The organism is Hydrogenophaga sp. (assembly GCF_030656115.1).
GTDB lineage: Bacteria > Pseudomonadota > Gammaproteobacteria > Burkholderiales > Burkholderiaceae_C > Hydrogenophaga.
Genome location: NZ_JAUSOO010000129.1, coordinates 44080 through 56562, shown reverse-complemented (window position 1 = coordinate 56562; position 12483 = coordinate 44080). Strand labels below are relative to the sequence as shown.

General features: G+C 65.5%; 9 protein-coding genes and 1 CRISPR repeat array. Of the genes, 5 read left to right on the top strand and 4 right to left on the bottom strand.

The window, feature by feature from the left end:
- Nucleotides 1-4: 4 nt before the first annotated feature.
- The 3 genes from Q7J58_RS16370 to Q7J58_RS16360 are packed head-to-tail and all read left to right on the top strand — an operon-like array spanning nucleotide 5 to nucleotide 5107.
- Complete coding sequence (locus tag Q7J58_RS16370) at nucleotides 5-1120, top strand: AAA family ATPase (protein WP_304830351.1); 1116 nt, start codon at nucleotides 5-7, stop codon at nucleotides 1118-1120.
- A gap of 16 nt (nucleotides 1121-1136) precedes the next feature.
- Nucleotides 1137-3800: a DUF5682 family protein gene (locus Q7J58_RS16365; RefSeq protein WP_304830349.1), complete on the top strand. Its 2664-nt coding sequence runs from the start codon at nucleotides 1137-1139 to the stop codon at nucleotides 3798-3800.
- Complete coding sequence (locus tag Q7J58_RS16360) at nucleotides 3797-5107, top strand: VWA domain-containing protein (protein WP_304830348.1); 1311 nt, start codon at nucleotides 3797-3799, stop codon at nucleotides 5105-5107. The genes Q7J58_RS16365 and Q7J58_RS16360 overlap by 4 nt, the downstream gene beginning before the upstream one ends.
- 17 nt (nucleotides 5108-5124) lie before the next feature.
- Nucleotides 5125-7374: direct repeats of the CRISPR family, unit length 28 nt; unit sequence TTTCTGAGCTGCCTATGCGGCAGTTCGG.
- A 140-nt stretch (nucleotides 7375-7514) separates the two neighbouring features.
- Here the strand turns inward: Q7J58_RS16360 and cas6f are convergent.
- The 4 genes from cas6f to csy1 are packed head-to-tail and all read right to left on the bottom strand — an operon-like array spanning nucleotide 7515 to nucleotide 11520.
- Nucleotides 7515-8081 (bottom strand): type I-F CRISPR-associated endoribonuclease Cas6/Csy4, encoded by a 567-nt coding sequence (gene cas6f / locus Q7J58_RS16355; protein WP_304830346.1) that lies wholly within the window; start codon nucleotides 8079-8081, stop codon nucleotides 7515-7517.
- 11 nt (nucleotides 8082-8092) lie between these two features.
- A complete protein-coding gene (gene csy3 / locus Q7J58_RS16350; protein ID WP_304830344.1) occupies nucleotides 8093-9142 on the bottom strand; it encodes a type I-F CRISPR-associated protein Csy3 in 1050 nt (349 codons plus the stop codon).
- A gap of 25 nt (nucleotides 9143-9167) precedes the next feature.
- Nucleotides 9168-10223: a type I-F CRISPR-associated protein Csy2 gene (csy2, locus tag Q7J58_RS16345; protein WP_304830342.1), complete on the bottom strand. Its 1056-nt coding sequence runs from the start codon at nucleotides 10221-10223 to the stop codon at nucleotides 9168-9170.
- Nucleotides 10213-11520, bottom strand: a complete 1308-nt coding sequence (csy1, locus tag Q7J58_RS16340) for a type I-F CRISPR-associated protein Csy1 (protein WP_304830340.1) — start codon at nucleotides 11518-11520, stop codon at nucleotides 10213-10215. The genes csy2 and csy1 overlap by 11 nt, the downstream gene beginning before the upstream one ends.
- Nucleotides 11521-11800: 280 nt before the next feature.
- Here csy1 and Q7J58_RS16335 point away from each other — a divergent pair, with 280 nt between their 5' ends.
- Together Q7J58_RS16335 and Q7J58_RS16330 are read left to right on the top strand one after the other, a co-directional pair.
- Nucleotides 11801-12046: a prevent-host-death protein gene (locus Q7J58_RS16335; protein WP_304830338.1), complete on the top strand. Its 246-nt coding sequence runs from the start codon at nucleotides 11801-11803 to the stop codon at nucleotides 12044-12046.
- Nucleotides 12043-12468, top strand: coding sequence for a type II toxin-antitoxin system VapC family toxin (locus tag Q7J58_RS16330; RefSeq protein ID WP_304830336.1), 426 nt, complete (start codon nucleotides 12043-12045; stop codon nucleotides 12466-12468). The genes Q7J58_RS16335 and Q7J58_RS16330 overlap by 4 nt, the downstream gene beginning before the upstream one ends.
- Nucleotides 12469-12483: the final 15 nt, after the last annotated feature.

Here is a 12483-nt window from a genome sequence, read left to right as displayed (position 1 = left end):
CACCATGACCGCCAGCAGCACAACAACCCCAGCCGCCCCCACCACCACCATCCTGCGCCAGCACGCCGAGCACCAATTTGCCGAAGAACTGGCCGCCCTGCAACAGGCCGACCAGCGCCAGCGCCCCACCAACTGGAAGCTCTCGCCCTGGGCCGTCGTCACCTACCTGATGGGCGGGCGGCTGGACAACGGCTTCGAGATCGTGCCCAAGTACATCGGCAGCCAGCGGCTGATGGAAATTGCCGTCTCCACCCTGGCCACCGACCGCGCCCTGCTGCTGTACGGCGTGCCGGGCACGGCCAAATCGTGGGTGTCGGAGCACCTGGCGGCGGCGGTGTCGGGCGACTCCACGCTGCTCATCCAGGGCACGGCGGGCACCAGCGAAGAGCAGCTGCGCTACGGCTGGAACTACGCCCAGCTGCTGGCCCACGGCCCGTCTGAAAAAGCCCTGGTGCCCAGCCCGCTGGTCAACGCCATGCGCCTGGGCAAGATTGCCCGCGTTGAAGAGCTGACCCGCATTCCCGCCGACGTGCAAGACACCCTCATCACCGTGCTGTCAGAAAAAACCCTGCCCATCCCCGAGCTGGGCAGCGAGGTGCAGGCCACGCGCGGCTTCTCGGTCATTGCCACCGCCAACAACCGCGACAAGGGCGTGAACGAACTCTCCAGCGCCCTGAAACGCCGCTTCAACACCGTGGTGCTGCCCGTGCCCGCCACCGAAGATGAAGAAGTCAGCATCGTCTCGCGCCGCGTGAGCGACCTGGGCCGTGCCTTGCAACTGCCCGCCGAGCCGCCCGCGCTGAAAGAAATCCGCCGGGTGGTGCAGATCTTCCGCGAGCTGCGCAACGGCCAGACCGAAGACGGCAAGACCCGCATCAAGTCGCCCAGCTCCACGCTGTCCACCGCCGAAGCCATTTCCGTCATCAACAGCGGCATGGCGCTGGCCGGGCATTTCGGCGACGGCGTGCTGCACGCGCACGACATCGCCTCGGGCCTGATGGGGGCCATCATCAAAGACCCGGTGCAAGATCAGGTGGTGTGGAAGGAATACTTGGAAACCGTGGTGAAAGAACGCGCCGACTGGAAAGAGCTGTACCGCGCCTGCCGCGAGCAACTTTGACCACCCCGAGGATGGCATGACCCTCCCCGAACACGACACCGCCCCGGTGCCAGCGCCGGACACACCGGCCAACGTGCCCGCAGACACCCGCTACTTCGGCATCCGCCACCACGGCCCGGGCTGTGCGCGCAGCCTGCAACGGGCGCTGGCGCACTGGCAGCCCGACTGCATCCTGATCGAAGGCCCGCCCGATGCCGATGCGCAACTGGGCTTTGTGACCCACGCGGGCCTGGTGCCGCCGGTGGCGCTGCTGGTCCACAGCACCGACCACCCCGACCTGGCGGCCTTCTACCCCTTCACTGTGTTCTCGCCCGAGTGGCAGGCGCTGCGCCACGGCACCACCCACGGCGTGCCCACCCGCTTCATCGACCTGCCCCAGGCCGTGCGCATGGCCCAGCAGAAGGCCCGCGACGATGCCAGGAAGGCCGAGCTGGAAGCCGCAGAGAAATCAAGCGAAGCCAACGACGGAGCCACTGAAGCCACGGAGGCCACAGAAGACGCTGAAACCGCCGCCCCACTCGACCCACCGGAATCATCAGAAAACACTGCTGACAACGCCATAGAGGGAAGCGAAGAAGCCGAAATTTCCTCTGAAACCCAAGCCCCCGACGACAACGGCACACTGCCCGCCCACATCGACCCGCTGGATGCCCTGGCCGAGGCCGCCGGGTTTGCCGATGGCGAAAGCTGGTGGAACCACCTGGTGGAGGAACGCGGCCCCGATGGCGACGGGCTGGCCCTGTTCGACGCCATCACCGAAGCCATGACGGTGCTGCGCGACACCTGGCCCCAGGCCTACCGGGGCCACAGCGAAGCAGGCCGGGCCGAAGAAGCCCTGCGCGAAGCCCACATGCGCCAGTGCGTGCGCGAGGCCCAGAAAGCCGGGCACCAACGCATTGCCGTGGTGTGCGGTGCCTGGCACGTACCGGCCCTGAAGCCCGCCACCGTGCCAGCCTTCATTCCCGCCGAAATCGACGCACAGGCCAGCGACAAAGAGCGGGCCCAAGCCGACAAGGCCGAAAAAGCCCGGCTGGCCGCCCACCTGGCTGCCGAGAAGGCGGCAGACAAAGCCGACAAGGCCCTGGCCAAAGCCGATGTGGCCTTGCTCAAGGGGCTGCCCCGGCTCAAGGTCAGCGCCACCTGGGTGCCGTGGACGTATGGCCACCTCACCCGCGCCAGCGGCTACGGCGCGGGCATCACCGCGCCCGGCTGGTACGACTTTCTGTGGCACCTGCCGCCCCAGGCCGACCGGGCCACGGGCTGGCTGTCGCGGGTGGCGCGGCTGCTGCGCGAGCACCAGATCGACTGCTCGTCGGCCCACATCATCGAGGCCATCCGGCTGTCGGACACGCTGGCCGCCCTGCGCGGCCACAGCACGCCGGGCCTGCAAGACATGGACGAAGCGGTGCGCACCACCGTGTTCATGGGCGATGCCACGCCGCTGCAACTCATCCACAGCGCCCTGACGGTGAGCCAGCGCCTGGGCCAGGTGCCGCCCGACGTGCCCGCCGTGCCCCTGCAGCGCGACCTGGAGCAGCAGCAGAAAAGCCTGCGCCTCAAACCCGAGGCGCTGGAGCGCACGCTCGAACTCGACCTGCGCAACGCCACCGACCTGGCCCGCAGCCACCTGCTGCACCGCCTGGGTCTGCTGGGCATGGCCTGGGGGCGGCTGGGCGGTGGCCGGGGCAGCCGGGGCACCTTCCGCGAGACCTGGGTGCTGCGCTGGGAGCCCGAGCTGTCCATCAAGCTGATCGAGGCCAGCCGCTACGGCTCCACCGTGGCCAACGCCGCCACCGCCTGCATCACCGAGCAGTGCCAGACGCTGGAATCGCTGCCCGCGCTGGCGGCGCTGGTCGATCAGGCGCTGCTGGCCGATCTGGAGGCGGCGGTGCATGCCGTCAGCGCCAGCTTGCAGTCGCGTGCGGCCACCACCGGCGATGCGCTGCAACTCATCGGGGCCGTGCCGCCGCTGGCGCGGGTGTTCCGCTACGGCAGCGTGCGCCAGACCGACAGTGCGCTGCTGGCCCATGTGCTTGACGGCCTGATCACGCGCGGTGCCATCGGCCTGCCCCTGGCCTGCCAGGGCCTGAACGAGAGCGCGGCCACCGAGCTGCGCGACCCGCTGCTGGCCGCCCACGAGGCCATTGGCCTGCACGCCCAGACCAAGGACAGCGACGAACAGCTGGCGCTGTGGCACAGGGCGCTGGTGCAGATGGCCCAGGGCGAGCTGCCCCACCCGCTGCTGCGCGGGCTGTGTACCCGCCTGCTGCTGGACGGCGGGCAGTGGCCCGGCGACGAAGCGGCCACCCAGCTCTCGCGCCAGCTGTCGTCGGGCGCACCGCCGCTGGATGCGGCGCACTGGCTGGAGGGTTTTCTGAACCGCAACGCCATGGTGCTGCTGCACGATGAAACCGTGTGGGGCCTGGTCGATGCCTGGCTGGAGAGCCTGACCGACGCCCACTTCATGCAGGTGGTGCCGCTGGTGCGGCGCAGCTTTGCCGCCTTCTCGGCCTCGGAGCGTCACGATCTGGGCCAGCGTGCCCGCCGGGGCCGACAGTCCGGCCTGGGCACCGCCTCTGCCGACACCGGCAGCATGGCGGGCATGGGCACCGATGTCGATGCCGAACGCGCCGCCCTGGCCATCCCCCTGCTGCGCCTGATCCTGGGAATCCCCGCATGACCACCGCTCCATCCGCTCCCGCACCCACCCCTGCATCGACATCAACGTCGGCACCCGCCAACAGCCCATCCGGCCCAGCCACCGACCCCGCTGCCGACCCGACCGCACCCCCCACCAACCGGCTGCAGCGCTGGCGGCTGGTGCTGGGCGAGCAGGCCAAAAACAGCTGCGGCCAGCCCACCACGGCGCAGGAAGCCATCGAACGCGCCCTGGCCGCGCTCTACGACCCCGACGGCCCCAACGGCCTGAACAACCGCTCGCGCCAGACGGGTGCCGGGGCCGGGCCGCGCAGCGCGGGCCGGGGCCAGTCGGCCCCCACCGTGGCCCGCTGGCTGGGCGACATCCGCACCTACTTCCCCAGCTCGGTGGTGCAGGTGATGCAGCGCGATGCCCTGGAGCGCCTGCACCTGCGCCAGATGCTGCTGGAGCCCGAGATGCTGGAAAACACCCAGCCCGACGTGCATCTGGTGGCCAGCCTGGTGGCGCTGTCGGGCGTGATCCCCGAAGAAACCAAGGCCACGGCCCGCCAGGTGGTGCGCCGGGTGGTCGATGAGCTGATGGCCAGGCTCAACGAGCCGCTGCGCAGCGCCATCAGCGGGGCGCTGGACCGCAGCCAGCGCAACCGCCGCCCGCGCCTGAATGAGATCGACTGGAACCGCACCATCCGCGCCAACCTGCGCCACTGGCAGCCCGACTACCGCACCATCGTGCCGCAGACGCTGGTGGGCTATGGCCGCAAGGCCCGCCGCCCGCAGCGCGAGGTGATTCTGTGCATCGACCAGAGCGGGTCGATGGCGGCCTCGGTGGTGTACTCCAGCATCTTCGGCGCCGTCATGGCCAGCCTGCCCGCCGTGGCCACCAAGCTGGTGGTGTTCGACACGGCGGTGGTCGATCTGACCGAGCAACTGCAAGACCCGGTGGACCTGCTGTTTGGCGTGCAGCTGGGCGGCGGCACCGACATCAACGGGGCCGTGGGCTACTGCCAGGGCCTGATTCAGGAGCCGCGCAACACCATCCTGGTGCTGATTTCCGACCTGTACGAAGGCGGTGTGGAAGCCGGGCTTCTGCGCCGCGCCAACGAACTGGTCGAGTCGGGCGTGCAGTTCATCACCCTGCTGGCGCTGAGCGACGAGGGGGCCCCCGCCTACGACCGCGCCCTGGCCGCCAAGCTGGCCGCGCTGGGCGTGCCCAGCTTTGCCTGCACACCCGATGCCTTCCCCGGCCTGATGGCCGCCGCCATCCGCCGCGACGACATCAACACCTGGGCCGCCGGGCAAGGCATCAAGACCAGCCGGGCGGCGGGGTGAACATCCACGCTCTGGCCTTTCTGAGCTGCCTATGCGGCAGTTCGGGCCACAAACTGCGGCCACGTGGGGCACTTGGTTTTCTGAGCTGCCTATGCGGCAGTTCGGGAGGCGCAGCCCATGGCAGAGGTGGCGCGCATTTTCTGAGCTGCCTATGCGGCAGTTCGGGGGTTTGTTTGTCCCAGGGTGCAAGCGGGCCAGTTTCTGAGCTGCCTATGCGGCAGTTCGGGGAGAGTGTGAGAGACATTTGATTTCCTTGGTTTTCTGAGCTGCCTATGCGGCAGTTCGGTTCGATGATCTCGGGGAGACCGTTTTTAAAACTTTCTGAGCTGCCTATGCGGCAGTTCGGCAGCGCATTGACACGCTGGACACCCGCATGGATTTCTGAGCTGCCTATGCGGCAGTTCGGGTCCCGCTGGAGCACAGAGTTATGCCCTGACGTTTCTGAGCTGCCTATGCGGCAGTTCGGACAAAGGCTGCCGCCCAGTTCATCATCCGCACTTTCTGAGCTGCCTATGCGGCAGTTCGGGATGTGCGTGGCGAGCAGCGCGCTGTCATCATTTTCTGAGCTGCCTATGCGGCAGTTCGGAACCTGGCTGCCAAGCTGCCCAACGCGGGCAATTTCTGAGCTGCCTATGCGGCAGTTCGGTGGCTTGCCGTCTCCCCGCAGGACCGCCGCAATTTCTGAGCTGCCTATGCGGCAGTTCGGCGCGCGGTGATGACTTGCACGAGCACGATGCTTTTCTGAGCTGCCTATGCGGCAGTTCGGGGTGGAAGGTGCCAGGATATTGCCTCTAAGCTTTTCTGAGCTGCCTATGCGGCAGTTCGGCCAGGTCATGCCAAACAATGAAATGGTCTTTTTTTCTGAGCTGCCTATGCGGCAGTTCGGGCGGTGCGGTATTTGCCGACGACCTTGCGGCTTTTCTGAGCTGCCTATGCGGCAGTTCGGGGCCTCACGAGCGGATATACACCCTACATCCTTTTCTGAGCTGCCTATGCGGCAGTTCGGACCGTGGGCCGCATGGACACGCAAGACGTGCATTTCTGAGCTGCCTATGCGGCAGTTCGGTCTGCAACGCCGCTGCGGCAGTGGACCGTGGTTTTCTGAGCTGCCTATGCGGCAGTTCGGACCGGTGAGCCGGTATATGTCCAGCTCAAGCATTTCTGAGCTGCCTATGCGGCAGTTCGGGCGGCGCGGCCACGGGGGCAGCGGCCACGGGATTTCTGAGCTGCCTATGCGGCAGTTCGGTCGCAGTCATCGGCACGGGCATCACGATCGATTTTCTGAGCTGCCTATGCGGCAGTTCGGGCTCAGACGTCCCGGCCGTGCCCTGCCTCAGTTTTCTGAGCTGCCTATGCGGCAGTTCGGGACCTGAGGACTCAGGATCAGGAGGCTCCAGATTTCTGAGCTGCCTATGCGGCAGTTCGGGCCGCCGCGCTTGCCGGACTTCTGTACATATTTTACTGAGCTGCCTATGCGGCAGTTCGGATGGGAGGTGTGGGCCGCGTAGTCGCCAAGATTTTCTGAGCTGCCTATGCGGCAGTTCGGGCGCACGCCACGTCGTACAGCGCGGCGGGGATTTTCTGAGCTGCCTATGCGGCAGTTCGGATAGTTCAAGGGGTCGCTTTCATAGTGCAAATTTTCTGAGCTGCCTATGCGGCAGTTCGGCTCAGCTGCTGCAGCGTGAGCGGCTTTGAGCATTTCTGAGCTGCCTATGCGGCAGTTCGGGTTTTGACAGCGTCCTTGCTGACTATGAATCTTTTCTGAGCTGCCTATGCGGCAGTTCGGCAGCTGCGGGGCTCCATCCGCAAAATCCTTCTTTTCTGAGCTGCCTATGCGGCAGTTCGGTGGCCCCAGGCCAGCACCAGAACTTTGCGCATTTTCTGAGCTGCCTATGCGGCAGTTCGGGGGGACGAGAAAACGACCGGTTGATTTGGATTTTTCTGAGCTGCCTATGCGGCAGTTCGGACCGGCAAAAAAATCAGCTGGACGACGAAGCAGTTTCTGAGCTGCCTATGCGGCAGTTCGGCAACCTCCGCCGACGGAGCGTCTTGCGGTGCATTTCTGAGCTGCCTATGCGGCAGTTCGGGCTGCACAGCGGGCGCCTTGGCAGGCGGGGGCTTTCTGAGCTGCCTATGCGGCAGTTCGGAACTACGCGCGCATGGGCTGAGTTATTCGCCTTTTCTGAGCTGCCTATGCGGCAGTTCGGTGATGATGCGTATGACAAAAAGTTTTCGACAATTTCTGAGCTGCCTATGCGGCAGTTCGGTAGACAGATAGGTTCCTAAGTCCTTGTCAGCGTTGACGAAATCGGCAAATCAAGGCCCAGCACCTATTTTCGCGCCACCGTCACAAACCGTTGATTTTTAAAGAACTTTTTCACCCCTTCCAAAAAGGGGCAAAAAAGGGTCAGAACCAGGGAATGGAAGCCCCTTGGCTCAGGCCGTAGGCGTTGAATGCGCCCGTTGCGCCCGAAATGGGCTCTTCGCTCAGCGGGCCGTGCTGAATGAACAGGCGAAACGCCTGGCCTGTGCTGCTGCTGCGCACCCACACCGAGGGCAGGGCGGCCAGTTGGGCGGCGGTGTCGGGGATGCGCTCAGCGGCTTGGGCTTCGGTCAGGTTGTGGCGTTTCATCAGGCGGCGGCGCAGGCGCTCGGGGCTGCTTTGGGTTTGCACCCGCTTCACCTGCCGGTGCCTGGCGTGGGTGGGCACGGGGCTGGCGGGGCTCAGGTCCAGGTGGTCGCGCATGCCCTTGAGCCAGTCTTGCGCCATGAGTGCGGCCAGCGCCTGCTGGCTGCCGTGCAGGCGCAGGCGGTTGCCCAGGCGTTGCGCGTTGTGCTCGGGAAAACTCACGCCGATGTCGCCCGCGCCGTGGGCCACCAGCGCCCGGTGCAGCCGAATGACCAGCGCACCCATGAGCTGGCTGGCCGGAAAGTCTTCGTCCGGCCGCACGCACATGTCGATGTAGTGGTTCATGGCCTGCCCGTTCACTCTTTGCCCGCGTCGCCAAACACGCCGCCCCGGATCAGGGTGGCGATGACGAAGTGCTGCTGCTCGGTCGCGGGGGCCTGGCCTTTGGTGACCCAGTGGTCGAACAGGGTGTAGAAGTCTTCTTTGGCCTTGGGCTGGCGGTAGGCTTTGCCCTGGGTGGTGACGGAGCCGTAGGGCTCGACGGCGATGGGGCCGTTCTCGGCTGCGCCGGTGTACCAGGTGTCGATGGTGCGGATGGCGTTGCCCAGCTTTTGCGAGTGCATGCCCGCCACGCCATTGACGGTGTACAGGGTTTTGCTTTTGCCGGCCTTGTCTTTGTCCAAGATCAGCTCTTGCGAGGGGTACACCTCTTGCCCCGCCCCCACGCGCACAAAGGCGGTCACTTGCAGCAGCACATGGCTTTGGCCTGCCAGCCCCTGGGCCAGCACATCGGCCAGCGGCTTCAGGCCAGGCGCTGCGGATTCTGGAGCATCAAAGTCCCGCAGGGAAAGCGCCAGGGCATCGAACGTCCAGGTGGTTTCGGGCTGACCCTCGACGAGGCGGGCCACCTGCACTTCAATCTGCTCGGCCCCCAGGCGGTTGCGCCACAGGAAGCGGCCATTGGCCAGGTTGGTGGCGTAGCGGCGGGCCAGCTCGGCGAAGCCGTTGGCGGCTACGTAGGTTTGCACGGCGTCTTTCAGGGCGCTTTGGTACTCGGCGTTGTTGCAGGCCGACGGGGTGCCGGTGCCGCCGAGCACGCGCAGCGTGAAGCTGACTTTGAGGGTGTCGGCCTCGGCGGGCAGCATGGCCACATCGACGGTTTGCAGGTTGGGGTTCTCAATGGCGGCATCGAGCTTGGCGGGGTCCTGGTCTTTGGTTTTGAGGCGGTTGCTGATGGTGCCGCGCACCGACTTGGCCCGCACCACCACGGGCTCCCAGGTGGCGCTGTTGCCACGGCTGGCCCAGGTGCCTGCGGCAAACAGGGCATCGGAGGGGTCAAGCTTGCGCTCGAACGCGAGCACGGAGGCGGTTTTGAGGGGGGTGGCGGTTGTGTTTTTGGTGGCCATGGGGTTGCTCCTTGGGGGTGGGTTTTCAATCTGCAATCGACAGGGGGACGTAGGTTTCAGCTGGGGTTGCCGCTGCGGCATGCTCGGCATAGGGGTTGGTGCAGCGGTACAGGCCGGTGTCGGGCGCGTAGGTGGGCTGCCACATCAGGTGGGTGCAGTCGCTCAGCCGGTGGGGGCTGATCCACTGCCCGATGGAGTACACGCTTTCCACAAACCGGAAGGGCACGCGGGGGTCGCGTGTGCCGCTCACCGTGCCCGCCGCGTGAAGTTCGGACAGGGCGGCAAAGCCCACGGGCATGGGGACCAGCCAGCCGGGCCGGGCGTCGGGCTTCCATTCCACGGCCTGGGTGTCTGGGTGGAGGCTGGCGCGGATGTTCAGGCGCGCCACGTCCAGCCAGGCATCGAGCAAGGTGGGCGCGGGTGTGCCGGGTGCGGCGCTGTTTTGCATGTCGGCCAGGCGGGCGTGCAACACGTCGTCGCGCGACACCAAGGCAAAACCCGGCAACCATTGGCGGCTGAGGCGCTTGAACTGTTTTTCTCGCTGCTCAAAACCGCTTTCCTGGCGCACCAGCTTGGCTTTGGGGCTGCGCTGGCGGGTCTGGGTCATGGATGGCATGACGCTGCCCCCAGCCAGGCGCATGCCCGCCACCTGTTGGGCAATGGCGTTGGCACAGGTTTGGCGCTGGGCATCGTCCAGCAGCGCATCGCTGATGGACGCTTGCAGCACCAGGGTGATGTCGAGGTGAACGCGCCCCTCTTCCACGATGGCCGCTGTGCTGCCATCTTGCAGCACGGGGTTGCGCGTGAGGGCAAAGCTGCGGGTGTAACCCCCTTGCGTCACTTGGGCCTCAAAGCCGTGGCAGATGATGCCGATGGCCGAGAAGCGGATGCCCGCATCCGGCCCCAGCTTGCGTTCCAGCGCCGTCATGAAGCCGGTGAAGGCGGTGACGGACGGAAACCCCCAGGTCATGGGGCTGGAAATGGCGTTGGCGTTTTGCACGCGCAGGCGCGGCAAGATGAGCCAGGCCGCGTGGGGGGTTGCGGTGGTGTCGGTGGCAACTGGGGTGGCCTCAATCGGCATGGCTGCTCTCCCGTTCAAAGGCATCAATTTCGTCGGTCATGCGCCTGCGCCAGGCCACAAACTCGGGGTCGCCCACGGGCAGTGCGGCATGCAACTGGGCGTTGAGCCACCCGGCAAAGTCCCGGCTGATGGTTTCAACCCGATCCAAGGGCGCGGAGGGCGCCGCACCCAAGGGGTCCAGCCAATGCGCTTGCGCCATGCTCAGGTCGCAATCGGCGTGCTGGCTCCAGCCGGGCTCCAGCTCGCGCAGTTCGGCGGTGAACTGGAAAAACTCGTCCAGCAGGCTGTCCACGTAACCCGCCCGCTGGTTGCGGGTGGCTTGGTTGGGGTGGGGGTCGGTTTTAAGAAAGTCCAGCAGGGCTTTCACATGCTGGCGCACCAGCGGGCGGCGGCTGTAGCGGTGAAACAGGGAGTCCGTGTTGAGCACAGGCTTGACCGCCACCGATTGCCACACCGGCGGCAGCGAGGCCAACAGGTGGTTGTTGCCCCGGCGCTCGCTGTTGAGCTGGCTGATGTTTTGCGGCTTGGTGCCGCCCAGTTGCTGCACGGCCATGTGCCGGTATTCGCGCACCGGGCGCTCGCTGAAGGTGTCGGCCCGTTTGGCCTCCCGCGCGGCTTTGGCTTCATCGCTGAAACGGTCGTCCTGCAACTGCCCGTACACCTTGTGCGCCAGTGAGCTGGCGTACAGCGGGCTGAGCACATGAAAACCGTCGTCGCGGTGCGGGTTGTCGGTAACCGGCCAATAGAGTTGCTTGGCCAGGGTGTGCGATGCCAGTTGTCCGCGCGGTGCGGTCAGGCTGGCAAAAGCGTCCATCCATGCCTGCGCCGTGGCTGCGTCATCGCTCAACGCAGCGGCAAAATCGGCATCGTTTTGAAGACACAGCGCCAGCAGAGACTGGGACGAATGCTCCAGTTTCAGGAACTTGTACACATCCAGCGCAGCGGCATTGCCCACCACATCGCCCGCAAAGTCAGCCCCCAAACAATGGCTACCCACCAGCGGCAAGCAGGCCAACTCGGCAGGCGGGCAATACAGGCTGGTGCCTTTGGCATCGGGGTGAACAGGCTTGAGCGAGTGCGTGACCGCCTGAATCTGGCTGGCCCGGCGGGCGGCATCTTCGAGCCAGGTGGCGGGTTGGAACTGCTGGTGCAATTCGGTGCGCCGTTGTTGCCGTAGCGGCTCGTCTTCGGGGTTGTCGCCCTTGATGCCGTCGAGCTTGTCGGCCAGCCGCTTGTTGAGAAATTCAACGATGACCGCACGCAGCTCGGCACTGCGTTGCGGATGGTGTTTTTGCATCCGGTTTCTCCCTGTTGTTGCACAGCACAGATTCCTTTTGTATCTGTAGGCTCATGTTATTGCGTTTTTCTGAGTTCGAAAGTTCGGCCGCCCCAACCAAATCCCATGACTCAGGCCGCCGAGGTACGGCTATGACCAACTGATCAAGTTGTGTTGTGCCAGCCTTGCCAGCACCGCTCGCAGTTCCGGCTTTGGCGCGGATCTTCTCCCGCAGAGACAAGTTGCCCGCCTGCTCCGACTGGTCTAGTATCTGGTCTACACCAACCACAAGGAGCCCATCGTGAACATCGAAGTCGGGTCTTACGAAGCCAAAACGAAACTGCCGGAGTTGCTGCGTGGCATACAGGCGGGCAGCCGTTACACCATCACGTTGCGGGGCGAGGCGGTGGCCGATCTGGTGCCAGCGCAGGGCAACAAACAATCCGCAGCGACAGCAGCTGTGGATGAGATGCACGCCTTCATGCTGTCCCGCAAACCGGTCGGTGCCCTGGACCTCAAGGCCCTCATCGATGAAGGCAGGGCATGAGGTTTGTGCTGGACGCCTCGGTGGCCTTGCTCTGGCTGGTGCCAGGCACCAACCCGGCTGGCGTCGATTACGCGGAAGCCACTCTGATGGCGCTGAAGGATTCACAGGCGGTGGTTCCCTCGCTGTGGGCGCTTGAAGTGGCCAATGTGGTGGCCAAAGTGGAAGCCAAGGGGATCGTGACCGAGGCCGAATCACAGCGCTACGTTGCCCTGCTGGGCCAGCTCAACATCGTGACCGATCCGGCCACGGCCACACACGCCCTGGGAGACACATTGAACCTGGCCCGGCGCTACCGGTTGTCTGCCTACGATGCGGCGTACCTGGAGCTTGCACTGCGCACGGGCTTGCCGCTGGCCACGCTGGATGCCGGTCTGGCCAAGGCGGCTGCAACAGCGGGCGTTCAGATGCTGGGCACCCACTGAAGGTGTTTGATGAGG

What these genes read in the sequence shown, in the direction of transcription:
- Q7J58_RS16370 (WP_304830351.1), top strand. Translation starts at nt 5, where the DNA reads ATGACCGCCAGCAGCACAACAACCCCAGCCGCCCCCACCACCACCATC.
- Q7J58_RS16365 (WP_304830349.1), top strand. Translation starts at nt 1,137, where the DNA reads ATGACCCTCCCCGAACACGACACCGCCCCGGTGCCAGCGCCGGACACA.
- Q7J58_RS16360 (WP_304830348.1), top strand. Translation starts at nt 3,797, where the DNA reads ATGACCACCGCTCCATCCGCTCCCGCACCCACCCCTGCATCGACATCA.
- cas6f (WP_304830346.1), bottom strand. Translation starts at nt 8,081, where the DNA reads ATGAACCACTACATCGACATGTGCGTGCGGCCGGACGAAGACTTTCCG.
- csy3 (WP_304830344.1), bottom strand. Translation starts at nt 9,142, where the DNA reads ATGGCCACCAAAAACACAACCGCCACCCCCCTCAAAACCGCCTCCGTG.
- csy2 (WP_304830342.1), bottom strand. Translation starts at nt 10,223, where the DNA reads ATGCCGATTGAGGCCACCCCAGTTGCCACCGACACCACCGCAACCCCC.
- csy1 (WP_304830340.1), bottom strand. Translation starts at nt 11,520, where the DNA reads ATGCAAAAACACCATCCGCAACGCAGTGCCGAGCTGCGTGCGGTCATC.
- Q7J58_RS16330 (WP_304830336.1), top strand. Translation starts at nt 12,043, where the DNA reads ATGAGGTTTGTGCTGGACGCCTCGGTGGCCTTGCTCTGGCTGGTGCCA.